Origin of the sequence: Microvirgula aerodenitrificans DSM 15089, assembly GCF_000620105.1 — a bacterium.
Lineage (GTDB): Bacteria > Pseudomonadota > Gammaproteobacteria > Burkholderiales > Aquaspirillaceae > Microvirgula > Microvirgula aerodenitrificans.
The window spans coordinates 234,103-256,387 of the sequence record NZ_JHVK01000004.1; the positions used below are offsets into that span (position 1 = coordinate 234,103).

At 66.7% G+C, this 22,285-nt stretch carries 18 protein-coding genes; 10 read left to right on the top strand and 8 right to left on the bottom strand.

All coding sequences use genetic code 11. The features are described from left to right. Window positions 1–145 precede the first annotated feature (145 nt). Window positions 146–787, top strand: a complete 642-nt coding sequence (locus Q352_RS0106545) for a bifunctional 4-hydroxy-2-oxoglutarate aldolase/2-dehydro-3-deoxy-phosphogluconate aldolase (RefSeq protein ID WP_028498653.1) — start codon at window positions 146–148, stop codon at window positions 785–787. Here Q352_RS0106545 and Q352_RS22210 read toward each other — a convergent pair. Further along, on the bottom strand, window positions 784–2,628 hold the full coding sequence (locus tag Q352_RS22210) for an HD domain-containing phosphohydrolase (protein WP_308417831.1): 1,845 nt from the start codon (window positions 2,626–2,628) through the stop codon (window positions 784–786). The genes Q352_RS0106545 and Q352_RS22210 overlap by 4 nt on opposite strands. Before the next feature lie 3 nt (window positions 2,629–2,631). Continuing rightward, a complete protein-coding gene (locus tag Q352_RS22215) occupies window positions 2,632–3,711 on the bottom strand; it encodes a cache domain-containing protein (protein WP_051528730.1) in 1,080 nt (359 codons plus the stop codon). A 326-nt stretch (window positions 3,712–4,037) separates the two neighbouring features. On the opposite strand from Q352_RS22215, the gene Q352_RS0106560 reads away from it, so the two are divergent. Further along, a complete protein-coding gene (locus Q352_RS0106560; protein WP_028498654.1) occupies window positions 4,038–4,745 on the top strand; it encodes a pseudouridine synthase in 708 nt (235 codons plus the stop codon). Window positions 4,746–4,769: 24 nt separating this feature from the next. Here Q352_RS0106560 and Q352_RS0106565 read toward each other — a convergent pair whose 3' ends face one another. After that, window positions 4,770–5,528 carry a TlyA family RNA methyltransferase gene (locus Q352_RS0106565; protein ID WP_028498655.1) on the bottom strand — a complete coding sequence of 253 codons (759 nt, stop codon included), beginning with the start codon at window positions 5,526–5,528 and terminating at the stop codon, window positions 4,770–4,772. 142 nt (window positions 5,529–5,670) lie between these two features. On the opposite strand from Q352_RS0106565, the gene Q352_RS0106570 reads away from it, so the two are divergent. The 3 genes from Q352_RS0106570 to Q352_RS20090 all read left to right on the top strand — a co-directional run bounded on the left by Q352_RS0106570 (window position 5,671) and on the right by Q352_RS20090 (window position 8,677). Beyond that, entirely contained in the window at window positions 5,671–6,729 is a 1,059-nt protein-coding gene (locus Q352_RS0106570) for a YjgN family protein (RefSeq protein WP_051528731.1), read from the top strand. Then, on the top strand, window positions 6,707–7,765 hold the full coding sequence (locus Q352_RS0106575) for a M48 family metallopeptidase (RefSeq protein WP_051528732.1): 1,059 nt from the start codon (window positions 6,707–6,709) through the stop codon (window positions 7,763–7,765). Before Q352_RS0106570 ends, Q352_RS0106575 begins: the two co-directional genes overlap by 23 nt. A 72-nt stretch (window positions 7,766–7,837) precedes the next feature. Beyond that, on the top strand, window positions 7,838–8,677 hold the full coding sequence (locus Q352_RS20090; RefSeq protein WP_051528733.1) for a tRNA threonylcarbamoyladenosine dehydratase: 840 nt from the start codon (window positions 7,838–7,840) through the stop codon (window positions 8,675–8,677). 30 nt (window positions 8,678–8,707) lie between these two features. On the opposite strand, the gene ruvB is transcribed toward Q352_RS20090, so the two are convergent. Both ruvB and Q352_RS20095 read right to left on the bottom strand, forming a co-directional pair. After that, the gene (gene ruvB / locus Q352_RS0106585) at window positions 8,708–9,742 is read right to left on the bottom strand and encodes a Holliday junction branch migration DNA helicase RuvB (RefSeq protein ID WP_028498658.1); all 1,035 of its coding nucleotides are present in this window, start codon (window positions 9,740–9,742) and stop codon (window positions 8,708–8,710) included. Window positions 9,743–9,860: 118 nt separating this feature from the next. Further along, window positions 9,861–10,817, bottom strand: coding sequence for a LysR family transcriptional regulator (locus tag Q352_RS20095; protein WP_051528734.1), 957 nt, complete (start codon window positions 10,815–10,817; stop codon window positions 9,861–9,863). 757 nt (window positions 10,818–11,574) lie between these two features. Here Q352_RS20095 and Q352_RS20100 point away from each other — a divergent pair. Together Q352_RS20100 and Q352_RS0106600 are read left to right on the top strand one after the other, a co-directional pair. Continuing rightward, window positions 11,575–12,702, top strand: coding sequence for an EAL domain-containing protein (locus tag Q352_RS20100; RefSeq protein WP_028498659.1), 1,128 nt, complete (start codon window positions 11,575–11,577; stop codon window positions 12,700–12,702). 18 nt (window positions 12,703–12,720) lie between these two features. Continuing rightward, the gene (locus Q352_RS0106600) at window positions 12,721–14,337 is read left to right on the top strand and encodes a methyl-accepting chemotaxis protein (RefSeq protein ID WP_028498660.1); all 1,617 of its coding nucleotides are present in this window, start codon (window positions 12,721–12,723) and stop codon (window positions 14,335–14,337) included. A 7-nt stretch (window positions 14,338–14,344) separates the two neighbouring features. Here the strand turns inward: Q352_RS0106600 and Q352_RS0106605 are convergent, their stop codons facing one another. After that, window positions 14,345–15,841, bottom strand: a complete 1,497-nt coding sequence (locus Q352_RS0106605) for a diguanylate cyclase domain-containing protein (RefSeq protein WP_084299921.1) — start codon at window positions 15,839–15,841, stop codon at window positions 14,345–14,347. 71 nt (window positions 15,842–15,912) lie between these two features. Between Q352_RS0106605 and Q352_RS0106610 the strand changes: the two genes are divergently transcribed. From Q352_RS0106610 to Q352_RS0106620, 3 genes are all read left to right on the top strand, one after another. After that, window positions 15,913–17,775, top strand: coding sequence for a ribonuclease catalytic domain-containing protein (locus tag Q352_RS0106610; protein WP_028498662.1), 1,863 nt, complete (start codon window positions 15,913–15,915; stop codon window positions 17,773–17,775). Window positions 17,776–18,270: 495 nt separating this feature from the next. After that, window positions 18,271–18,660, top strand: coding sequence for a hypothetical protein (locus Q352_RS0106615; protein WP_028498663.1), 390 nt, complete (start codon window positions 18,271–18,273; stop codon window positions 18,658–18,660). A 71-nt stretch (window positions 18,661–18,731) separates the two neighbouring features. Then, window positions 18,732–20,705, top strand: a complete 1,974-nt coding sequence (locus tag Q352_RS0106620) for a peptidase U32 family protein (RefSeq protein WP_028498664.1) — start codon at window positions 18,732–18,734, stop codon at window positions 20,703–20,705. Window positions 20,706–20,729: 24 nt separating this feature from the next. Here the strand turns inward: Q352_RS0106620 and fmt are convergent, their stop codons facing one another. Both fmt and def read right to left on the bottom strand, forming a co-directional pair. After that, the gene (gene fmt / locus Q352_RS0106625; protein ID WP_028498665.1) at window positions 20,730–21,659 is read right to left on the bottom strand and encodes a methionyl-tRNA formyltransferase; all 930 of its coding nucleotides are present in this window, start codon (window positions 21,657–21,659) and stop codon (window positions 20,730–20,732) included. Window positions 21,660–21,714: 55 nt separating this feature from the next. Further along, complete coding sequence (def, locus tag Q352_RS0106630) at window positions 21,715–22,218, bottom strand: peptide deformylase (protein ID WP_028498666.1); 504 nt, start codon at window positions 22,216–22,218, stop codon at window positions 21,715–21,717. Window positions 22,219–22,285: the final 67 nt, after the last annotated feature.

A 22,285-nucleotide genomic window follows, 5' to 3' on the forward strand; every position in this document is an offset into this window, starting at 1 on the left:
ATGCGGGCTGTAACAGCGTGGGAAGAGAGAGTCATCCGGCAGACGGGCAACGGGTCAAAACCGTATTGTAACCGGGCCGGCCGCCCTCACCATGCGAACAGCCCGCCGCCCCGCGCGGCCCCTCATGCCAACCCAGGATGCGCCCATGCCGCTAGACGCCCATTTCGCCCGAGTACCGCTGATTCCCGAAGTGTCGCTGCCGGACCCGCTCGACGCCGTCCCGCTGGCGCGCGCACTGAGCGCCGGCGGCCTGTCGCTGGTCGAGTTGCGCTGGCACGGCGCCGACACCCTGGCCGCCATTCGCGCCATCGCCACCCAGTGCCCGCAGATGGTCGTCGGCATCGGCGGCGTGATCGACGCCGCCACCTATACCCATGCGGTCGAAGCCGGGGCCCGCTTCATCTCCAGCCCCGGCAGCACGCCCAGCCTGCAGGCCGTGGCACGCAGTCACGCCGGTGTCCTCTACCTGCCCGGTGTGGCGACGATTTCGGAAGCGATGGCGGTCCGCGAAGCCGGCTTCAGCCGGGTACGGCTGGGGCCGGTGCCGATCCAGGGTGGCGTCGCCCAGGTCGCCACCTTCCACCAGGCCCTGCCCGACCTGCGCTTCATCGTGTCCGGCGGCGTCGACGCGCTGAATGCCGACAGCTTTATCGCCCAGGATGGCGTGGCCGCCATCGGCGCCGGCTGGATCGCGACCGGCGACCACCTGCAGCGGCGCGACTGGGCGTGGATCGAGGACAACGCCGCTGCCGCGCGCGAGGCACTGGCGGACTGCCGGGCCGGCTAACCCTGCGGAGGCGCGGGGGCAGGCTCCAGCAGCCGGGCCACGTCGACCTCGTCGATCTGCTCCGGGCGCAGGTAGCGCTCGGCATAGCGCCGGTATACGCCGCTGGTCAGGAACAGCGCGAACAGATCGGGGTCGATATGCCCGCCGTCGCGCATGCCGCGCATCAGCGCCAGCGCCGCCGACAGCGTCTTGCCCTCCTTGTACGGCCGGTCGACGGCCGTCAGCGCCTCGAAGATGTCGGCAATGGCCATCATGCGTGCCGGCACGCTCATCTGCCCGCCATTCAGCCGCAGCGGGTAGCCGGTGCCGTCCATTTTCTCGTGATGGCCGCCGGCGATCTCGGGCACCTGCTTCAGGTGCGGCGGGAACGGCAGTTGCGACAGCATGATGATGGTCTGGACGATGTGCTCGTTGATCTTGTAGCGCTCTTCCGGCGTCAGCGTGCCGCGCGACACCGACAGATTGTGCAGCTCGCCCCGGTTGTACTTGTACTCGGGAATCTCGAGCCGGAATCCCCACGGGTTACCTTCACCATGGACCTCGGCTTCCTTGCGCACGAACAGGTGTTCCGGCTTGTCGGCCAGCAGCGCTTCGGCCACCGGCGGCGGGATGCGCGCGCCCTTGCGCCGCGCCTCGTCCTGGCTGATGCCGAGCGTATCGTCCAGCGTACGGGTCCAGTGGCGGGCGCCAATCTGCTGCAGGCGCTCGATCTTGTCCGGCGACAGGTATTCACCGCCAATATTGCAGGCGGCCACAAAGGCGAACTCGTCGTTCAGTTCGCGCTTGCGCGCGTCGCAGGCGGCGGCCAGCAGCATCGCCTCACCGCCTTCGGCCACGCCGCGCCAGTAGTCGATGTCGGCATCGCGCTTCAGCACCTCGAAGCGCATGCGGACCTCGTGAATGCGGTCATGCAGTGTTTCCAGCTTGGTCGCCTTGTCGACCACGTATTCCGGCGTGGTGACCTTGCCGCAGTCGTGCAGCCAGGCGGCGATATGAATCGCCTCCCACTCGTCGCCGGACAGCCGGAAGTCGGCGAATGGCCCGCTGTTCGCGTCGCAGGCCGCACGCGCCAGCATCTTGGTCAGCTCCGGCACCCGCTGACAGTGGCCGCCGGTATACGGGCTCTTGGCGTCGATGGCCCCGGCCACCAGCTTGATGAACGCCTCCAGCAGCCCTTTCTGCCCTGCCAGCAAGCGCTGGTTGTCGATCATCGCCGCCGCCAGCCCGGACAGCGCCTCGACAAAGGCGATCCGCTCATGGCTGGCACTGGCCGCCTCGCCGACAAACAGCGCCAGCGCACCGATGGCGCGGCCGTCGCGGTTTTTCAGCGGCACCGCCACCAGCGTCACCCCGTCCGTACCGGCCAGTGCCGTCAGCCCGGGGCCGAACGACGCCAGCGCCGGCGATGCGGCCGCCAGCCGTTCGATCGAGGTCTCGCCGCTGGCCAGGGCCCGGGCCAGCGCAGCATCCGGATACTGTTCCAGCAACAGGCACGGCAGGATGGGCTGCCCGCCCCCCGCCACCCGGCTGCCGACCGGCAGCAGCTGGTGCGCGGCCGACTCGTCGAGCAGATACAGCACGCCGGCACCGGCCTGGCTCGCATCCAGCGTTTCCTGCAGCACCCGTGCATACAGCGACTCGACATCGCGCTCGCGCACCAGCGCCAGACCGATATTGAGGAAATTGCGGATCGTCCCCTGCATCGATTCCAGCGCCTGGCCAAGGTCGTCGATTTCGCGCACCCGCGACCGGACCCGCGCCGACTGCGAAAAATCGAAGGTGTGGATCGCCCGGGTGCGCTCGGCCAGCTCGGCCAGCGGCCGTGACACCCGGCGCGAGATCCATCACGACACCGGCAGCAACAGCAGTGCCAGCAATCCCGTCAGCAGCAGCGACTGGTTGCGCTGGCGGGTCGCGGCCACCAGCAATTCGTCCATCGGCGCCAGCACCGCCAGATACAGCGGCGGACCATGTCCGGTCGCCAGCGCACTCGATGATGAAAACCAGTCCCGGCCATCGACCTGAAAGTGGGTTTCGCCGGGTTTCAGCGCATGGCGGGAGAAGACCGCCAGCGGTGCCGAACCCAGCGCGTCCAGATCCGGCAGCTCGGGCTTGCCGGCCGGGGTCGCCGCCGGATGGCCGGGGTCGCCGCGGTAGGCCAGCACCTTGCCCTGGGCGCTGAACAGCACGATCTCGGCACTCGGCGACACCTTCTGCCGCGTCAGCAGGGCCGACAGGTCACTGAGTTCCATGTCCAGACCGACCACCACGCCCGGCACGGCTTCGCGCGCGAACGACATCCCGGCCGTACCGCTGGTGTAGAACAGGTACGGCCCGGTCATGGTATGCAGGCCGGGATTGTGGACGGCATGCTGGTACCACGGCCGGGTGCGCGGATCGAACACATAACCGGGCCGGGCAAGGCTGGCGATTTCATTGCCCCGGCTGTCGTAGCTGATCCAGCGCGCATCGGCCACGCCATCCGGCCGGTGCTCGATGCTCTGTACCAGAAAAGCGGCCTCCGCCGGCAGGTCCAGACGCTCGCGCAGGGCCGCGCTGTCCAGCCGCCGCGCCAGGAAGAAATCACCGGTGTCGTAGCCGGCGTACAGCGCAGACAGATGCGGAAAGTCTTTCAGCAGTGCCAGCAGGACCGGCAGCGAGGCCTGGCGCTGCGCCAGCGACCCGGCCCGGGCCAGCGGTCCCTGGCCAAGCTGGCGCAACAGGGTCCCGGACGGCCTCATTGCCTGGTCGAGATGCACCTGCACCGAGTCGGACGAGGCGGTGAAGATATGCGTGGTCGCATCCAGCAGCATCCGGGTCGAATCGCGATAGTGCGACCAGGTCAGGATGCCGCCGGCAGCCAGGATCAGCACGACGAACAGGGAGGCCAGGTAGACCTGGGCATGGAAAAGCCGGTTGCGCATGATGTCCCGCAAAGTTGGGAGGGAACAGTCCAGATTCGTTATAGAAGGCGGTAGTGAGAATATGCCGTTCGTCGCCTCGCCCTTTCTGTGCAATGACACACGCGGTTGCGTAATCGCAACAGAAAACCGCTGTCATATCAACCCCTTGCTTGCAGCGGCCCGCCCGGAGCGCTATGCTCCGCGCCACTCTTTTTACTGCACTGCACCATGACTTCGCCGATCCCGTCACCTTCCCCGTCCCTGCCGGTCCCGAACGAACGCCTGGCCGCCGCACTTGAAGCCGCCAGACAGGCGGCGCTGGCCTTCCGCAATCTCGCCCGGGTCTGATGCAGCTCGACCGCCTGCTGCAAAGCCAGGGCTGGGGCAGTCGCAAGCAGTGCCAGCAGTGGATACGCGCCGGACGGGTGACCGTCGGCGACGAAATCGTCACCCGGCCGACCGCCACCTTCGAGCCGGATGGCCTGCACCATGCCGTGGACGGCGAAGCCGCCGTCTGGCGCGCATCGCTGTACCTGCTGCTGCACAAGCCGGCCGGCCATGAATGTTCGCGCGAGCCACAGGCCCACGACAGCGTGTTCTCGCTGCTGCCGGCCCGGTTTGCCGCACGCGGCGTCCAGCCGGTCGGCCGGCTGGACCAGGACACCACCGGCGTGCTGCTGCTGACCGATGACGGACCGCTCCTGCACCGGATCAGTTCGCCACGCCACCACGTGCCCAAGACCTATCTGGTCACCTGCCGGCACGAGATCGACGACGCGCAGATCGACGCGCTGCTCGGCGGCGTGGTGCTGCGCGACGATCCGGCACCGGTCGCCGCGCGGCAGTGCGAACGCGTCGACGCCCGCCGGCTGACGCTGGTCATTGGCGAGGGCCGCTACCACCAGGTCAAGCGCATGCTGGCCGCCGTCGGCAATCGCGTCGAAGCGCTGCACCGGGTTGCCGTGGGCACGGTCACACTGGGCGACCTGGCCGAAGGCCAGTGGCGCGAACTGACGGCGGACGAAGTCACCGCCCTGCGCGGCACGCCGGGTTAGCCGGCGGCAATGACCGCCGTGTGCTCAGTCGCGCACGGCTGCCACGAAGAATTCACGGTTGCCGTCGCCGCCAAGGATCGGGCTGTCCAGCCAGTGCAGGACCTGCAGCCCGTGTTCGGCCAGCAACGCACGAATCCGGGTTTCCACCCCGGCGTACAGACTCTCGTCACGCACGATGCCGCCGCCGCCGACGCCGTCACGCCCGACCTCGAACTGCGGCTTGACCAGACTCAGCAGCACACCGCCGGACGCCAGCAGCGGCAGGGCCGGCGGCAACGCCAGGGTCAGCGAGATAAAGGACACGTCACACACGATCAGGTCGACATGCCCGGCCCCGGCCGCGGCACGAATGGCGTCGAGGTCCAGGGCACGGGCATTGATGCCCTCGAAAGCCACCACGCGCGGGTCGGCGGCAATGCGCGGATGCAGCTGGCCGTGGCCGACGTCGATGCCGACCACCCGTGCCGCACCGGCCTGCAGCAGGCAGTCGGTGAAGCCGCCGGTCGACTGGCCCACATCCAGCGCGATCACGCCGTCGACACGCACGCCGGTCTGTGCCAGCGCACCGGCCAGCTTCAGCGCGCCACGCGACACATAGCGGTCGGCCGGGTCCGGCGTGACGACGATATCGTCGCCGGCATGCAGCGTATCGCTCGGCTTCTTCAGGACATGGGCGCCATCATGACGGGCGACGCTGACGCGCCCGGCGGCAATCAGCCGCTGCGCGGCAGTGCGCGACGAGGCAAAACCCAGTTCAACCAGCAGGAGATCGGCACGCGGCATGGCGTTTTATCGACGGTAACGGACAGGGTCGCGATGGTCGGCACCCGGCTGCACGCTGTCAAGCGCCGGCCGCGCAATTTAGGACTCATCCGATCCCGGAGCGCCGCAAGCCTTGCTACCATGCCGTCTCGATCAAAAAATCATGCAAATTATGACCTTTATACCCGACGACGCACCGATGGCCGACGCCACGCCGCTGACTTTCACCGCAACCGGCAGCGAATACTTCCGCATCTGGATCGTCAATCTGTTCCTGTCCATCCTCACCCTCGGCATCTATTCCGCCTGGGCCAAGGTGCGCACGCTGCGCTACCTGTACCGCAACACGCAGCTGGACGGCCACGGTTTCGACTATCACGGCAACCCGCTCTCCATCCTCAAGGGCCGCATCATCGTCTTCGCGCTGGTGGTGGTGACGCAGGTGCTGGAGGGCATCCTGCCGCTGCTGTCGCTGGTACTGAGCGCGCTGTTCGTCGCCGTCCTGCCCTGGCTGATCATGCGCTCGCTGAGCTTCCGCATGGCCTATACCAGCCATCGCGGCCTGCGCTTCGGTTTCGATGGCCGGCTGGCCGGCGCCTACCGGACGCTGCTGCTGTGGCCGGTGCTGGCCCTGGTCTCGTGCGGCCTGCTGGCGCCGATCGCCTACCAGCGCTTCAAGCAATACCAGCATGAGCACTCCCGCTACGGCAGCACCCCGTTCCATATCCGGCTGCGCACCGGCAGCGTGTACGGGCTGATGTTCGCCGTGATCGGCATGCTGATCGTCACCGGCGTCATTGTCGCCACGCTGACCTCGATCCTGCTGGATGGCGGCAATCTGGAAATGCCGGCCGTGTCGAGCCTGCTGATGATCGCGCTGCCGGCCTATGCCGGGATCTTCGCCATCAACGCCTTCATGGTGGCATCGCTGCAGAACCTGGTCTGGTCGGGCACCACGCTCGGCGACGACGCGCTGCGCTTCCGCAGCGACGTGCGCACGCTGCCGCTGCTGGCCATTCTGGTCACCAACCTGCTGGGCATGATCGTCACCCTGGGCCTGTTCTACCCGTTCGCCCGCATCCGTCTGCTGCGCTACCGGCTGCAGCATGTCAGCGTGGCCGCCAGCGTGCCGCTCGACAGCTTCGCCGCCGGCCAGACGCAAGATGTTTCTGCGCTTGGCGACGCCATGACGGACTGGTATGACATCGATATCAGTCTCTGATCCGGCCGGCCCGGCCAGGGTCGATGCCCGTCTGTTCGACGGCAAGACCGCGCAGGCCCGCGCGGTGGTGCTGTCGTTCCGCCATGGCGCGCTGCAGGTGCAGGGCGACGGCATCGCCTTCGAGGTCGCACCGCGCAGCGTGCAGCTGTCCGATGCCCACCGTCATGCCCCGCACCAGCTCGGTTTTCCCGACGGCAGCCTGTGCGAAGTCGACGATCAGCAGGGGCTGGAACGGCTGCTGGTGCAGGCCGGCATGCGCACCAGCCGCATCGACCGCTGGCAGCAACACTGGCGGGCCGCGCTGCTGGCGTTGCTGCTGATGGTCGCCGTCATCGTCGGAGGCTACCGCTTCGCCCTGCCATGGGTGTCGGCGCAACTGGCCGCCGCCGTGCCGGATTCGGTCACGACGGTGATGGATGCGTCCACGCTCGACCTGCTCGATCGCAGCCTGATGCGTCCGACCACGCTGCCGGCCAGCCGGCAGGCGGCGCTGCGGGCGCGTTTCGCCGCGCTGGACGGTGTGCCGGCCGGGGCCGGGCCGCTGCTGTTCCGCGCCAGTGACATCGGTCCCAATGCCTTTGCCCTGCCGGGCGGCACGCTGGTCATGACCGACGAACTGGTGGCCCTGAGCCGCGATGACGACGCGCTGATCGGTGTGCTGCTGCACGAGGCAGGCCACGTCGACCGGCGACACGCGCTGCGGCAGATGGTGCAGACCACGGTGGTCGGCAGCGCATTCGCCTTCTGGCTCGGCGACTTCTCCAGCCTGCTGGCGGTCTTGCCGGCCACCTGGCTCGAACTGCGCCATTCGCGCGACGACGAGACCGAGGCCGACGAATACGCGATCCGGCTGCTGCATATGAATGGCCTGCACGCCGCGCCGCTGGCCGCGCTGCTTGGCCGGCTCGACGCCGCACATGCGCCATCGGCGGCGGATGCGCACCAGCGGAACATGGAGTGGGCATCGACCCACCCGGACACCGCCGGACGAATTGCCCGGCTGCGTCAGGCGGACCGCGAGCGCTTCCCGGGCTGATAGACGACGCGATGCTTGCGCCGGGGCGGCACCGGCGCTAGCATCCGCCGTTTTTTCAAGAACTTGCCTGCCATGACCGCGCCCGACCTTGACCGCCGATTCGGCGGGATGAACCGCCTGTATGGCGACGATGCCGCCCTTCGCATCCGCGCGGCGCACGTCTGTGTCATCGGGATCGGCGGGGTGGGCAGCTGGGCAGCGGAGGCGCTGGCCCGCTCAGGGGTCGGCAGGCTGACACTGATCGACCTGGACAATGTCAACGAATCCAATGTGAACCGTCAGATCCATGCACTGGACGGCGTGTTCGGCCAGCCCAAGGTCGAGGCCATGGCCGCCCGCCTGCGCGCCATCCACCCGCAGTGCGAGATCCGGCTGATCGAGGATTTCGTCACCGTCGACAACGTTGCCGATTTGCTGGCTGGCCCGTTCGACGCCGTTGTCGATGCGATCGACGACATTCGTGCCAAGGCAGCGATCGCGGCGCACTGTCACCGGGCGCGAATCCCGCTGGTGGTCAGCGGCGGCGCCGGCGGCCGCGTTGACCCGACCCGGGTGCAGGTCGACGACCTGTCGCGGGTGACCGGCGACGCCGTCTGTGCCCGGCTGCGCTATACGCTGCGCCGCGGCTACGGTTTCCCGCGCGAGGCCGGGCGCAAATTCGGCATCGAGTGCGTGTATTCGGCCGAGCCGATACGCCGCCCGCAGGCCGGCGCCGCCTGTGACACCGGTACCGCCCCGCAGGGACTGGCCTGTGCCGGCTATGGCTCGGCAGTCACCGTGACCGCCGTGTTCGGCCTGGTCGCGGTCAGCCGTGTACTGGCACGGCTGACCCGGGTTGCGCCGGCAAACCGGGACGAGGCGACGGACGGCAACACCGGCGGGCAAACGACGGAACAGCACACCAGCTGTTGACCGGCAGTCCCCGCCCCGGCTGCCACCGCCCTAGACGGACGGCGCATCCAGCCCGAAATGGCTCCACGACAGCGCCGTCGCCATGCGGCCGCGCGGCGTACGCTGCAGATAGCCCTGCTGGATCAGATATGGCTCGATGACGTCCTCGATGGTATCGGTCGATTCCCCGATCGCGGCGGCCACGTTGTCGAGGCCGACCGGCCCGCCGGCAAACTTGTTCAGAATGGCATCGAGCAGCTTGCGGTCCATCACGTCGAGCCCGGCCGGATCGACATCGAGCATTGCCAGAGCGGCATCGGCAACGGCGGCGGTCACGCGGCCGTCGTGCTTGACGTCGGCGTAGTCGCGCACCCGGCGCAGCAAGCGGTTGGCAATCCGCGGCGTGCCGCGGGCACGGCGGGCGATCTCGAAGGCGCCGTCATCGGCCAGATCCACGTTCAGCAGACCGGCCGACCGGGTCACGATCTGCTTCAGCTCGTCGGCGGTATAGAACTCCAGCCGCGCCACGATGCCGAAGCGGTCGCGCAGCGGGTTGGTCAGCATGCCGGCGCGGGTCGTCGCCCCGACCAGCGTGAACGGCGGCAGGTCGAGTTTGACCGAACGGGCGGCCGGCCCTTCGCCGATCATGATGTCGAGCTGGTAGTCCTCCAGCGCCGGATAGAGGATTTCCTCCACCACCGGCGACAGGCGGTGAATTTCGTCGATGAACAGCACATCGTGCGGTTCCAGATTGGTCAGCAGCGCCGCCAGGTCGCCGGCACGCTCCAGGACCGGACCACTGGTCTGGCGCAGGTTGACCCCCAGCTCGCGCGCCACGATATGGGCCAGCGTGGTCTTGCCCAGCCCCGGCGGTCCGAACAGCAGCACATGGTCCAGCGCCTCGCCGCGCATCTTGGCCGCCTCGATAAAGATGGTCAGCTGTTCGCGCGCCTTGTGCTGGCCGACATAGTCGTCGAGCTGCTTCGGGCGCAGTGCACGCTCCAGCGCTTCTTCCTGGTTGGACAGCGGGCGGGGCGCAACGACGCGTTCGGGCGCACCGCTGGTAAGGGAGTCGGTTTCAATCATGAGCTGGCTTCTTGCGGATTGGCGGCCCCGTCGGCACAACGCGGCCAGGCGCGGAAATGTGCCAAGTGTAGCCGCCGTCAGCCCGATGCTGGTCAGAATTCGGCTGACAGCCGCCCGTTCAATTCAGGGCGGATGCCGCCATCGCCCCCAGCAGCCGGCGCTTGAATGCCGGGGCCGCGCCAAACTGCTCGCGCAGCAGGGAGATAAACAGGCGTACCCGGGCAGGCAGGTGCTTGCGGCTGGGGTAGATGGCATAGATGCCCCCGGCCGACAGGTTCCATTCCGGCAGCACATGGACCAGACGGCCGGCCGCCAGATCGTCGGCGACCAGAAAGTCCGGCAGTTCCGTCACACCGCCACCCGCCAGCGCCAGATTCCGCATGATGCTGGTGCTGTTGGCGCGCAGACGCCCCTTGACCAGCACTTTTTCGTCCTTGTCACCGGGACGGGAGAACACCCAGTGCCAGGACTGCGCGCTGGTTTCATGCGCGATCAGCGAATGCTCCAGCAGATCCTGCGGCGTGCAGATCCGGTCGTGACGCGTCAGATAGTCGCGGCTGGCCACCAGGCTCTGGCGGCAGTCCGCGAGCTTGACCGCATGCAGGCTGGAGTCCCGCGGCTGGCCGACGCGGATGTCGATGTCGACCCGCGAGGCCAGCAGATCGATGTGGTTTTCCGTGGCCATCAGGTCGAACGTGACCTCCGCGTATTGTCCGGCAAACGCCACGGCACTTTCGGTCAGATAGTGCAGGATCAGATAATCCGGCGCGGCAATGCGCAACAGCCCGTGCGGATATTCGTGATCGCTGCGGACCACGGCCACCGCATCACGGTATTCATCAATGATCCGCCGACAGGCCTGCAGGAATTTCTCGCCGGCAGGTGTCAGTGACATGCTCCGTGTCGTGCGCAGCACCAATTGTGCATTCACGTAGGTCTCGAGTTTCTTGATGCGCTCGCTGACGACGGAATGACTGACTCTCAGTGCTGCCGCTGCGGCGGTAAAAGAACCTTCTTCGCCCAGTGCCACAAAGGCAAGCACGCACTCCGGGTGCAGGATTTTGTAATTGTCCATAGGAATAAAACCAATTGTTATTTCGATCAGGCCTTCAAAGCGAAGGAGAATGAGCTTTCGTCCCGTCGCCACCGTGTGGGGAATCAGGGATGAAGCCACCACCTATTTCCAATCACTGCTCACTGTCTGTCACCGAAAGGCCAGATAGCTGCAATCCACGTTTACAATCATAGGTGTATGTAAGTTGCCAGACAATAGACTTCGGACGAGCGGCGGCTACCGGCTTTTTCTGGCAGGCGAGAAAACAGGCGATGCAAAATCCAAGTTTTCCGGCATCCAAAAATTGCAATGTAATAAAAACGCACTGGCTCCGGCGTTTGGCAGCCTCGCACCGTCACTACATTACCGTGTCCTTGACGCAAGTAGCATAAAAACTATTCGATCCCATAGACATATGTTTTTGCAGAAAATGCTGGCTGTTTTCCTCGCGCCGGATAAATAAAACGGATTTCCACCATATAATCTGCCGGCATCCCATAAATGATTTACCTGAATAACCAACAGGTGTTTTTTTGCAGCAACTATATAATTAACACCATTCCGCAGAATCCCTGCCCTGATTCAAGATAAAAATCCGCAGGCCGATGTTCCGGGCACACCAGGCATTTTTCCGGAACGAGCGGTTACCTCTTCGGTACCCGGTTGAAATTTGACAAGGACGGGGAAAATTTTGAACGTCTTGCAGGAGAAATTACGCTCTCCCGCCAATCGGCAGCCCTTTGCCCTTGGCGTACTGACTCTCAGCGATTACCACGCCATGCTGGCAATTGACGGACGGGCCCGCGCACAGGCGCAAATCCGGCTGATCTGCGATCTGCTGGAACAGCACAGCTGCCACATTGCCGATGACAGTCTGGCTTTTGTGCTTCCGTACCAGGCCGGGCAGGACCTGCAGATCCTCGGCAATGCCCTGCTGGCCCGCATCACCAGCGTGCGCCAGATGCGCTCCAGCGAGTCACTGCCGATCCCGGTCCACCTCATCCTGCTGGCGGCCCACACCCCCGTCCATTCGCCGGACAGCCTCATCGACCGGGCGCTGGTGGCCAGCCAGCGGGCCGGGCCGGCCGCCCACTCCCGCCTGACGCTGATCGACGACGCCGAACAACTGGACGAGAGAATCGAGCCGCTGCGCAGGGAGGACAGGGTCCGCGGGGCACTGGAAGCCGATCGTCTCACGCTGTACTCGCAGCGCATCCTGCCGCTCGACTCGATCGGCAGCGATTGCTATCACCATGAAATCCTGGCCCGCCTGACCGACCACGACGGCGCGCTGTGGATGCCGGACTCCTTCCTGCCGGAGGCGGAGAGACTCGGCCTGATGCCGGAGCTGGATCGCCGGGTCGTCGACCGCGCCTATGCCTGGCTGGCAAACCATCGTCCGGGCGGCAACACGCCGTGCCGGTGGACCGCCATCAATCTGTCCGCGCACAGCCTGACGGAAACCGACCTGCCCGCGTTCATCGAAGCCCGCCAGCGTGAGCACCGCATCAATCCGGCGGAAATCTGCTTTGAGCTGACGGAAACCAGCCGCATCAGGGATCTGCCGCGCGCCATCGCCGTGATGCAGCGGCTGCGGGAGTACGGCTACCGCTTCGCACTGGACGACTATGGCAGCGGCAGCGCCACGCTGTCCTATCTGCGCGACCTGCCCGTCGACCTGGTCAAGATCGACGGCAGCTTCATCATTGGCCTGGACCAGAGCCCGCTGAACCGCGATCTGGTCCGCGAGCTGTGCCGAACCTGCCGGCACCTCGGCAAGCAGATCGTGGCCGAGAAGGTCGAGAACATGCAGGTACTCGACTGCGTCACCGGACTGGGCATCGACTATGCCCAGGGCTATGCGATCGAAAAACCCGTTCCGCTGAATCAGCTCGAACCTCACTGAGCCTCCTCCGAGTCACACATGAAAATATCGACCCGCCTCTATGCGCTGTGCAGCACCGGCATCATCGGCCTGCTGATTGTGTCCCTTTCCGCCCTGCTGGCCTTCGGCAGCATCCGGACCTCCATCGCCAGCATCACCGACGATTCACTGCCGTCGGTCAAGGCACTGGCAGAGCTGCAGGACCAGTTTTCAACCCTGCGCCACAATATGCTGCTGCATGTCCTGAGCCTTCACGCCGAAGACAAGGCCGCATTGCGCGCGAATATCGCCGAAGGCAGCAAATGGCTGAACGAGCACTTCAAATACTATGCCGACAACCTGGCCACGAATGCGCAGGACACAGCCAACATCAAGGTGCTGCAGACGGAAGTGGAGCGCTATCAGGCGCTGATGTACCAGGTGCTGGCATTGTCCGACCTCGGGCAGACCGACCAGGCGGCCGCCATGATCGCCCAGGCCACACGCCCTCAAGGGAAAGTAACCCTCGAGACCTTCAAGCGAACCGTCGACTTCAACATCTCGGTACTGGATCAGTCCGAGCAGGACGTGGACGAATCGATCGACAATGCCCGACTGGTGCTGCTGGGGGTGACAACCGTGGTCGTCTTGCTGCTGCTGGGCGGCGGCATCTGGGCGGTCAGGACCATTTACGGGCCGATGACGTCCCTGCGCGACGGGCTGAACCAGCTTGCCCGGGATTTCGACTTCACCCGCCGCTTCCGGCGCCGGCAACAAGACGAAATCAGTGAGACCTACCAGGCGCTGAACGGGCTGCTGGACGTACTGCAGGGCAGTTTCCAGCGCCTCCACACCCTGGGCAGCAATGTGAATGCAGCGGCGGAAACGGTGGCAGCCGCCTCGGCTGACGTCTCGCAGGCCTCGCTGCAGGTCAGCGAATCGGCGGCCAGCATGTCGGCGGCCGTCGAGCAGATGACCGTCAGTGTGACCCATGCGGCCGACCGCGCCGAACAGGCCAGTCACAGCAGCCAGCAGGCCGGCAAGGAAGCCAGCCATGGCGGCGAAGTCATCGACGACACCATCCGCGGCTTCCGCAACACCGAGTCGACCGTGCAGCTGGCCGCAGGCCAGATCGAGCAGTTGAAGGCCCATACTGCGGCCATTGGCACGGTCATCGCCGTGATCAAGGATATCGCCGAACAGACCAATCTGCTGGCGCTGAACGCGGCGATCGAAGCCGCCCGCGCCGGCGAGTCCGGCCGCAGCTTTGCCGTGGTCGCCGATGCAGTCCGCATGCTGGCCGAGCGAACGGCAACCTCGACGCAGGAGATCACCCGGACCGTGCGCCTGATCCAGCAGGGGGCCAATGAAACCGTGGAGTCGATGCAGGGTGTCGTGTCCCTGCTTGGCCACGGCATGAGCCAGGCGGAACTGGCCACGGTCGCCATTCAGCGCATCATCGACAGCACGGACGGCACGGTGACCCAGGTGGCGGAAATTTCCGGTTCGATGCGCGAACAGTCGCTGACCAGCACCAGCATTGCCCAGGGGGTCGAACATATCGCCCGGATGACCGAGCAGAGCCATACCAGCGCCACGCATACGGCGGCGTCGGCCGCCTCCCTGCGCGAGGCGGCCGCCGAGATGCAGGACACCCTCCAGGCCTTCCGCGTCTAGTGTCGCCTCAGACGTCCGTCTCCAGCGTGGTCAGCTGCTCGGCAGCCGGCAGCCGGGGATCTGCCTCGCACAGACGCATGCTGAACGACAGCCGTTCGGCGGCGTCGCCGTCACCGAGCGCCAGCTCGGAGAAGGCCAGCGACAGGCTGTCGAGCAGCGCCTGCGCGGCTTCCAGCCCGGTATCGGGCAGCACCAGCACGAAGGCGTCGCCATCGACACGCCCGATCAGGTCGTTGCGGCGCAGCCGCTTGCGCAGGAAGCGCGCCCAGGTCGCCAGCACCCGGTCGCCGGCGGCATAGCCCCGGCGCCGGTTGAACGACGAGAAGCTGTTCAGGTCGACCAGCGCCAGCACCAGTGGCTGCGCGCTGCGTGCCACGCGCGACAGTTCCTCGTCCAGCCGTTCGCACAGCGCCTGGACCGTCAGCGCCCCGGTCAGCGCGTCGCGCTGGCTCAGTCCGAGCTGCAGCCGGCGGCGGCGGCCGGCACGCTGGACCGCCACCAGCAGTTCATCGGTCGCGACCGGCCGCGCCAGCCAGTATTCGATGCTTTCGTCGGACAGCCGTCGCTGCGGCTGCAGCGCCTCGCTGGCCAGCATCAGGACCGGCATCGGCGGTACCGGGCAGGTCTGCCGCACCACCCGGGCAAAATCCAGGCCGTCGCAGTCAGGCAGGATGCGGTTGACCAGCAGCACGTCCGGGTGATTGCGCAACATGCTGTCGTAGCCTTCGGCGCCGGAAGAGGCCAGCAGGACCTCGATGCCGGCAGCGGTCAGCGCGTCGGCATACCAGTGGACCAGATCGACCTGCGGGTCGATCACCAGGACGCGCAACGGCTGGCTGTCCGCCAGCGGGACCGCCAGCGCCGTCAGCAGTTCGTCGTGACCGACCGGCCATGGCAGGAACACGCTCGCCCCCAGCCGGACGGCGGCAATGCGGCTGGCAAAGTCCGATTCCGGCGACAGGACGACGAACGGTATGTGGGCCAGCCGGGTCCGCGCCAGCGCCGAAATCGCCGCATCGTGGCGGCTGTCGGTACGCACCAGCGCCAGCGCGGCCGGCTGAAAAGTGTCCAGCGCGGCGATCAGCGCATCCGGGTCCGGGTGGACGCTGAGCGTTACGCCATAGCGGGCCAGCGACTGTTCCAGCGCCGCGACGTCATCGCCGGGCCCGGCCAGCAGCAGGATGCCGCCATGCACCACCGGCAGGCCCGGCGGCGGCGAGGCCAGCTTGCGGCTGGCCTTGAGCCGGGCGAGACGGGCCGCCAGCGCCTGGGTCAGGTCGGCCGGCGGGTGCCCGGTCTGCCTGGCCTCGCGAACGGCATCGTGCAGTGAATGCGCCAGGGTCTGGGCAGCGGCGACCAGCTCATCCTCGCCATCGCGCTCGGCCTGGCATTTCAGGTTCAGCGCCAGATAGGCGAGGTGAGCCGCCAGTGGCGTATCCCAGCCACGGCCCAGCAAGGCGAGGCCCCGCTCGATGTCGGTCAATTCTCGGGACAGGTCTGGCATGCAGGGCTCCGGGCGCACAGTCAGGCGCCGCTGTTATAATCGCCGCCTTTTTCAGCAATGCGGTCAAGGCGATGGCGACCAACGTATTTTACGAGGAAGACGGCGGATTCAAAGTGGGCGCCGTCCTGACCGACAACGATACCAGCCTCCAGGTGGAGGCCCCTCACGGCAAGCGATCCAAAATCAAATCGGCAGCGATCCTGCTGCGCTTTAGCTCGGCCCTGGCCGATTTCCTGCCTGCAGCCGAGCAGCAGGCGGCGGAAATCGACATCGACTTCCTGTGGGAGTGCTGCGGCGACGCGGAGTTCGATGCGGCAACGCTGGCAGAAGATTATTTCGGCCACAAGCCGTCAGCACTGGAAAGTGCGGCGATTGCCCTGCGCGTGCATGGCGCCCCGATGTATTTCTACAAGAAGGGCAAGGGCCGCTACAAGGCCGCCCCGCACGAGGCGCTGCAGGCTGCGCTGGCCGGCATCGAGAAGAAAAAGCGCCAGCAGCAGCAGATTGACGGCTGGGTCGACGCCTGCCGCGCCGGCCAGCTGCCGGAAGAGTGGAAGCCGCACCTGATGTCGCTGCTGTGGCGTCCGGACAAGAACACGCTGGAATGGAAGGGGCTGGAAGCCGCCAGCAAGGCACTGCAGGTGTCGCCGCTGAAGCTGGTGGCCGAGCGCGGCGGCATTTCGTCGGTGCCCGACTATCTGCTGGCCGGTTTCATCATGGAGCACTTCCCGCGCGGACGCGGCTTCCCGGTGTTCGAGGCGGTCGAGATGCCGGCCGGCCTGCCCGACGCCGGTGTCGAAGCGTTCTCGATCGACGATTCCGCTACCACCGAGATCGACGATGCGCTGTCGCTGACCCGCCTCGACAACGGCAACTGGCGCATCGGCGTCCATATCGCCGCGCCGACGCTTGGCGTCGGTCCGGATTCGGACGTGGAAAAGCTGGTATTCCAGCGCCTGTCGACGGTGTATTTCCCCGGCGAGAAGATCACCATGCTGCCTGATTCGCTGGTCCAGCAGTTCACGCTGGCCGAAGGCCGGCACTGCCCGGCGGTCAGCGTGTACTTCGAGGTGGCGCCGGACGACTATCGCATCCTCGGCCACGAAAGCCGGGTCGACAGCGTGAAAATCACCGCCAACCTGCGCCACGACTGGCTGGAAACGGTATTCAACGAAGACACGCTGGCCCACGATCCGGGCCGCGACTATCCATACAAGCACGAGTTGCGCGTGCTGTGGGAATTCGCCAACGCGCTGGAAGTCGGCCGCGGCAAGGCCGACAGCAACCAGCAGCAGCGTCTCGACTACAACTTCGCCATCGTCGATGGCAAGGTGGTGCTGACGCCGCGCCGCCGCGGCGCGCCGATGGACAAGCTGGTGTCCGAGCTGATGATCCTGGCCAACGCCACCTGGGGCGGCGACCTGGCCGCCGCCGGCATCCCGGCCATGTACCGGGCACAGACGGCCGGCAAGGTACGCATGACCACCGCCGCCGAACCGCACGTCGGCCTCGGCGTGCCGCAGTACGCGTGGTCGACCTCGCCGCTGCGCCGCGCGGCCGACTTCGTCAACCAGCAGCAGATCGTGGCCATGGTTCGCGGCGAGACCCCGCGCTACAAGCGCGGCGACCCCGACCTGTTCGCCCGGCTGCGCGATTTCGACGTCGCCTACAACGCCTATGGCGATTTCCAGTACCAGATGGAGCGCTTCTGGTGCCTGCGCTGGTTCAGTCAGGAAAACGTGAGCGACATCACCGCGCAGTGGATCAAGGACGACCTGGTCCGCCTCGACGGCCTGCCGATGGCCACGCGCGTGGCCGGTCTGCCGGAAATGGCCGCCGGCGAGCGGGTGCGGCTGCAGGTGGCACGCATCGACGAGCTGGCGCTGGAAATCGAATTCCGCGTGCTCGGCAAGGTCACGCCGGAAAGCGCCTGACGCCAGTGGTGCCGCCAGGGCCGGTTCGCCGGCCGTCGGCGGCACCGGCGCGACGCCGCACTACAAAATGGCGTCATTTCCCTTTCCGTTCAGCGGCTTGCCATCGCAAAGCCCGCCGACTGCCACTAGAATTCCTCCCGATCACAGACGGCAATCACGCCGTCCGTCAGACTGTCCACGAAGAACGGACGAGCGAAGCGAGGTTTCCCCGCGGCGGCGGGGACGGAAGAGGCAGGATTCAATCAGGCAGACTGCCGTGCTCACGACAGTTTCTGTCAGTCGGGCGTGCACCGACGCCACTGCAACCGTCTGTGCCAACCTTTATCAGCAGTCTGACAGACGGCAATCACGCCGTCCGTATGCCATTATTGCAAGTGGTGTCAGGCCCGGCCCGACAGCCTGGCCAGGCGGAGGGTCGCGACACCGTTTTCGCCCCCTCGTCCGTCAAGGGGACACGTCCGGACGCCACTGCAGGCGCCCTTACCGGAGAGTCCCGTGAAGTTCGACAGCGCGTTCTTTTTCACCGGTGCCGCCATTTGCGGCGCCCTGTTTCTCGTCAATGCCGCCTGGATCCTGCTGCCGATCCCGCTGCTGCTGATGTTCACCGCCGTGGCGATCGACGACTGCCGTCGCCTGCGTTCGCTCGACACCGATGCCGCCGCCATGCTGCTGGATACCCCGCGCAAACCGATGATGCCGCTCGACGGCTTTCGCGGCCGCGAACTGATGTTCTACAGTGCCGGGCAACCGGTGTACCGCCTCCTCAGCGACGGTCAGCAGCTGTGGATCTTCCTCGGCCACCGCGACGAAGTCGACGCGCCCGACGTGTCGATCTGCGTGTTTCCCGGCTATCTGTACGGGCAGGCGGCACACAGCGGCACGTGAGCGGTCGCGGCGGCGCCCGGTCGATCCGTTATACTGCCGCCCTTTTCCTACCGACCCCGGACGACCACGTCATGAGCCTGCCCGCCCACCAGCTTGAACTGCTCGCGCCCGCCAGGACCGCCGACATCGGCCGCGAGGCGATCCTGCACGGCGCGGACGCGGTTTACATCGGCGGCCCGTCGTTCGGCGCGCGCCACAACGCCTGTAACACGGTGAGCGAGATCGCCGGTCTGGCCGAATTCGCTCACCGCTACCACGCCCGCATCTTCGTCACCCTGAACACCATCCTGCACGATGCCGAGCTGGAACCGTCGCGCCAGCTGGTCTGGCAGCTGTACGAGGCCGGCATCGATGCGCTGATCGTGCAGGACATGGGCCTGCTGGAACTCGACCTGCCACCGCTCCAGCTCCACGCCAGCACCCAGTGCGACATCCGCACACCGGAAAAGGCGCGCTTCCTGGCCGATGCCGGTTTTTCCCAGGTGGTGCCGGCGCGCGAGCTGACGCTGGCGCAGATCCGCGCCGTGCGCGATGCGCTGCCGGCCGACACCACACTCGAATTCTTCATCCACGGCGCATTGTGCGTGGCGTTTTCCGGCCAGTGCTATATCAGCCATGCCGACAACGGCCGCAGCGCCAACCGGGGTGACTGTTCGCAGGCCTGCCGGCTGCCGTACACGCTGACCGATGCCAGTGGCGGCGTGGTCGCCTTCGACAAGCATCTGCTGTCGATGAAGGACAACGACCAGAGCGCCAATCTGGAAGCGCTGATCGACGCCGGCGTGCGCTCGTTCAAGATCGAGGGGCGCTACAAGGAAGCCAACTACGTCAAGAACATCACCGCCCACTACCGGCTGCTGCTCGACGAGATCCTCGAACGCCGCCCGGAACTGGCGCGCGCCTCCAGCGGCCGCAGCGAGATCCTGTTCACGCCGGATATCGACAAGTCCTTCCATCGCGGCCATACCGATTATTTCGTCAACGGCCGCCATGACGATATCGGCGCCTTCGATTCGCCGACCTTTATCGGCGTACCGGTCGGCACGGTAACGCGGCTGGCCCAGGACTGGTTCGAGATCGACGCCACCGAGCCGCTCGCCAACGGCGACGGCCTCAACTACATGAAAAAGCGCGAAGTGCACGGCATGCAGGCCAATACCGTCGAAATGACCGGTCCTGGCGAGAACGGCACCACGCGCTGGCGGGTGTATCCAAACGAGGGCATGCGCGCGCTGGACGGGCTGAAGCCGGGCACGGAAGTCAGCCGCAACCGCGACCATGCCTGGGAGCAGGCGCTGACACGCAAGTCGGCCGAGCGCCGGGTCGGCGTCTGGCTGAAGCTGGAAGACCAGCCCGACGGGCTGAAACTGACTGCCACCGACGAGGATGGCGGGACGGCATCGGCCGCCATGGCGCTGACGCTGGAACCGGCCCGTGACGCCGCGCGGGCGGAAGCCGGGCTGCGCGACAGCCTGGCCAAGCTGGGCAGCACCATGTTCGTCGCCCACGGCGTCGAGCTGGCGCTGGCCTCGGCCTGGTTCGTGCCGGCCTCGGCCATCAACGCCCTGCGCCGCGACGTGGTCGCCCGGCTGGCCGCCGCGCGCATCGCCAACTGGCCGCGCCCGCCGCGCAAGGCGCCGCTGGAACCGCCGGTGCCGTATCCGGAGACCTCACTGTCGTATCTGGCCAATGTGTACAACGACAAGGCCCGGGCGTTCTATGCCCGCCACGGCGTCACGCTGATCGATGCGGCCTACGAGGCGCACGAGGAGCCGGGCGAGGTCAGCCTGATGATCACCAAGCATTGCCTGCGCTTCAGCTACAACCTGTGCCCGAAGCAGGCCAAAGGGGTCATCGGCGTCAAGGGCCAGATCCGCGCCGAGCCGATGACGCTGAAGTCCGGCAACGAGACCTATACCCTGACCTTCGACTGCAAGCCGTGCGAAATGCACGTCATGGGCAAGATAAAGAAACACATTTTCAACGCCCCGCCGCCGTCCAGCGTGCCGGTCCAGCCGCTGACCTTCCACCGCAAGCAGCCGTAGGGTCAGCGGCCCGGGCGACCGCCCTTATGCAGGGTCGGTGCCGAGCAACTGGCCGACCAGCCCGTGCCGGCCGGCCGCGAAGGCACTGGCCGCCAGGCGCCTGCCGCCGGCAGGCTGGACTTCGCTCAGGCGCAGCGCGCCATCACCGCAAGCGACCAGCAGGCCGTCGTGGCCGGCTTCCAGCACCGTGCCAGGCGCACCGCGCCCGTCGGCCGGGCTCGCCCCCCACACTTTCAGCAGATCGCCGCCCAGCGTGGTCCACGCGCCCGGCACCGGGCAGTAGCCGCGCACGGCACGGTCGAGTTCCGCCACCGGCCGGGTCCAGTCGAGCCGGGCCTCTTCCTTGTCGAGCTTGGCCGCATAGGTGACGCCCGCTTCCGGCTGCGTGCAGGGCGGGAAGGCGGCCGGATCGGCCAGCACCTCGACAATGGCGGCCGCGCCCAGCGCCATCAGCCGGTCGTGCAGGCTGGCGGCAGTGTCGGTGGCGCTGATCGGCGTGCGCACGACATGCCGCATCGGACCGGTGTCCAGCCCGGCTTCCATCTGCATGATGGTGACGCCGGACTCGGCATCGCCGGCCAGCAGCGCGCGCTGGATCGGCGCGGCGCCACGCCAGCGCGGCAGGATCGACGCATGGATGTTCAGGCAGCCGAGCGGCGGGATGTCCAGTACCGCCTGCGGCAGGATCAGCCCGTAGGCGGCCACCACCATCACGTCGGCCCCGATGTCGTGCAGCGCTTGCCGGGCGCCGGCATCGCGCAGCGTCTGCGGCTGGCTGACCGGCAGTCCCAGTTCCAGCGCGCGCGCCTTGACCGCCGACGGCTTGAGCTTCATGCCACGGCCGGCCGGCCGGTCGGGCTGGGTCAGCACCAGGGCGATGTCGTGTCCGGCGGCATGCAGCGCGGACAGGGCGGCGGCGGCGAAATCCGGCGTGCCGGCGAAGATGAGTTTCATGTGACGATCCGATCTGAAAAAGCGAAATCCGGGCGCCAGGCCCGGTGCGATCACGCTACATGCTCTGGCGTTCGCGCTTCTTGAGCTTGTTCCGGATCCGGTTCTGCTTCAGCGGCGACAGGTACTCGACGAAGACCTTGCCGTCGAGGTGGTCGATCTCGTGCTGGATGCAGATGGCCAGCAGGCCGTCGGTATCCAGCGTGAACGGCTTGCCGTCGCGGTCCAGCGCCTCGACGATCACGTGCTCGGCACGGGTCACCTTGTCGTAGACGCCCGGCACCGACAGGCAGCCTTCCTCGTACACCACCTCGCCATCGCGATGGGTGATGACCGGGTTGATGAACACCTGCAGTTCGTCATGGGTGTCGGACAGGTCGATCACCAGCAGGCGTTCGTGCACGTCGACCTGCGTCGCCGCCAGGCCGATGCCGTGCGCGGCGTACATGGTCTCGCCCATGTCGTCGATCAGGGTGCGGATGCGATCGTCCACCTCGGCCACCGGCCTGGCGATGGTGTGCAGACGGTCGTCCGGGTAATTCAGGATGTTGAGCAGCGCCATAGGGTGATGTTATCTAATACATTGCGTTGTCTGGGGACGGGTCGCCGGAGGCGGCGGGGCCTCGCCG

Excerpts from the sequence above, each read along its gene's own strand:
- Q352_RS0106545 (WP_028498653.1), top strand. The coding sequence starts at position 146 with ATGCCGCTAGACGCCCATTTCGCCCGAGTACCGCTGATTCCCGAAGTG.
- Q352_RS22215 (WP_051528730.1), bottom strand. The coding sequence starts at position 3,711 with ATGCGCAACCGGCTTTTCCATGCCCAGGTCTACCTGGCCTCCCTGTTC.
- Q352_RS0106560 (WP_028498654.1), top strand. The coding sequence starts at position 4,038 with ATGCAGCTCGACCGCCTGCTGCAAAGCCAGGGCTGGGGCAGTCGCAAG.
- Q352_RS0106565 (WP_028498655.1), bottom strand. The coding sequence starts at position 5,528 with ATGCCGCGTGCCGATCTCCTGCTGGTTGAACTGGGTTTTGCCTCGTCG.
- Q352_RS0106570 (WP_051528731.1), top strand. The coding sequence starts at position 5,671 with ATGCAAATTATGACCTTTATACCCGACGACGCACCGATGGCCGACGCC.
- Q352_RS0106575 (WP_051528732.1), top strand. The coding sequence starts at position 6,707 with ATGACATCGATATCAGTCTCTGATCCGGCCGGCCCGGCCAGGGTCGAT.
- Q352_RS20090 (WP_051528733.1), top strand. The coding sequence starts at position 7,838 with ATGACCGCGCCCGACCTTGACCGCCGATTCGGCGGGATGAACCGCCTG.
- ruvB (WP_028498658.1), bottom strand. The coding sequence starts at position 9,742 with ATGATTGAAACCGACTCCCTTACCAGCGGTGCGCCCGAACGCGTCGTT.
- Q352_RS20095 (WP_051528734.1), bottom strand. The coding sequence starts at position 10,817 with ATGGACAATTACAAAATCCTGCACCCGGAGTGCGTGCTTGCCTTTGTG.
- Q352_RS20100 (WP_028498659.1), top strand. The coding sequence starts at position 11,575 with ATGCTGGCAATTGACGGACGGGCCCGCGCACAGGCGCAAATCCGGCTG.
- Q352_RS0106600 (WP_028498660.1), top strand. The coding sequence starts at position 12,721 with ATGAAAATATCGACCCGCCTCTATGCGCTGTGCAGCACCGGCATCATC.
- Q352_RS0106605 (WP_084299921.1), bottom strand. The coding sequence starts at position 15,841 with ATGCCAGACCTGTCCCGAGAATTGACCGACATCGAGCGGGGCCTCGCC.
- Q352_RS0106610 (WP_028498662.1), top strand. The coding sequence starts at position 15,913 with ATGGCGACCAACGTATTTTACGAGGAAGACGGCGGATTCAAAGTGGGC.
- Q352_RS0106620 (WP_028498664.1), top strand. The coding sequence starts at position 18,732 with ATGAGCCTGCCCGCCCACCAGCTTGAACTGCTCGCGCCCGCCAGGACC.
- fmt (WP_028498665.1), bottom strand. The coding sequence starts at position 21,659 with ATGAAACTCATCTTCGCCGGCACGCCGGATTTCGCCGCCGCCGCCCTG.
- def (WP_028498666.1), bottom strand. The coding sequence starts at position 22,218 with ATGGCGCTGCTCAACATCCTGAATTACCCGGACGACCGTCTGCACACC.